At 37.1% G+C, this 1,379-nt stretch carries 2 protein-coding genes; both read right to left on the bottom strand.

Features of this window, described 5'->3' with window-relative positions; all coding sequences use genetic code 11:
* The coding region (locus DES39_RS10860; protein ID WP_147405444.1) for a hypothetical protein at window positions 1-461 on the bottom strand (461 nt) is incomplete at its 3' end.
* Between the two features lie 98 nt (window positions 462-559).
* Entirely contained in the window at window positions 560-1,219 is a 660-nt protein-coding gene (locus DES39_RS10855; protein ID WP_121146022.1) for a hypothetical protein, read from the bottom strand.
* Window positions 1,220-1,379: the final 160 nt, after the last annotated feature.

Here is a 1,379-nt window from a genome sequence, read left to right as displayed (position 1 = left end):
CCCCACGTTTTATCCATATCAGCCCAACGCATACCGCCAACCGAATCAACGACGACCCGACCAAAACAAAAAAACTGGTCATTTTTAGGATACATCCCCCCATATTGTTTACCTTCATCCGTAAAATCATATTGATAAAACCCCGTAGGTTGACCATTATCATCTAAAGCAGCAGTTTCACTGAGCAGTCCTAAACGGGCAAACATCGCCAGTCGTTGATTTAAATTTTCATTACGTTTTTTTTCTCGATTAAGACCAAAACCAAAATCATCTAACTTACCTTCAACATATTTGCTCGTATAAGGATAATCAATACGCCCTACGGTAAAACAGACTCCCCGGGTGCCTGTAGGATTCGTATTATCAAACCCGTCCTGCAAGGTTTTTTTAATCTCGGCATTTTCACAACCAACCAATAAAAATAGCGTGAAGACCATCATTATTTTTTGCCATTTTGACATGATGTATTCCTTAATATTATGACGCTTGATATTCATGACTGATTACTAGCGGTATCGGATCTTGAATATTACCGTTCTTATAAGAAAGAATCATCAAGTTAAGTGCCAAAGACCAGTATTCCAGGGAAAACAAACGGCTTTAAACCTTCTTTAGTTTTTTTGAAAGATTCAATAGTATGTCGATTATTCCAATCGATTTTCTCGTTATTATTAGATAATCCAAAAATCATATTTAACTCAGGTGATTTAGCCCACTCTGGGATCTCACCTTCAACATGATAATAATATCGAATTGTTGCCATGGTTTTATTTGGCTCCCAGAGTTTATTCCCAATGGAATCGACCACCACTCGGCCAAAACAAAATACCTGACTTGTTCCCCCTAAATAATAGGCTTTATATTTTAAGCCTTCATCTGTAAAGTTATATTGATAAAACCCCGTAGGTTGACCGTTATCATCTAAAGCAGCAGTTTCACTGAGCAGTCCTAAACGGGCAAACATCGCCAGTCGTTGATTTAAATTTTCATTACGTTTTTTTTCTCGATTAAGACCAAAACCAAAATCATCTAACTTACCTTCAACATATTTGCTCGTATAAGGATAATCAATACGCCCTACGGTAAAACAGACTCCTCGAGTGCCTGTCGGATTCGTATTATCAAATCCCGTCTGTAAGGTTTTTTTGAGCTCAGCATTTTCACAACCTACCAATAAAAATAGTGTGAAAATCATCGTTATTTTTTGCCACTTTGACATGATGTATTCCTTAATATTATGACGCTTGATATTCATAACTGATGACTAGCGGTGTCGGGTCTTGTGCTTTATCACGCCAATAAAGAATAATAGTTCATGCTCGCAAACCATTTATGCTAAGTTCCTATAATATGTACTCCTGGAGGTACTATTGGTTTTA

Source organism: Orbus hercynius (assembly GCF_003634275.1).
GTDB lineage: Bacteria > Pseudomonadota > Gammaproteobacteria > Enterobacterales > Orbaceae > Orbus > Orbus hercynius.
The sequence above is the reverse complement of the archived record's forward strand: the minus strand, read 5'-3'. Positions and strand labels throughout refer to the sequence as shown.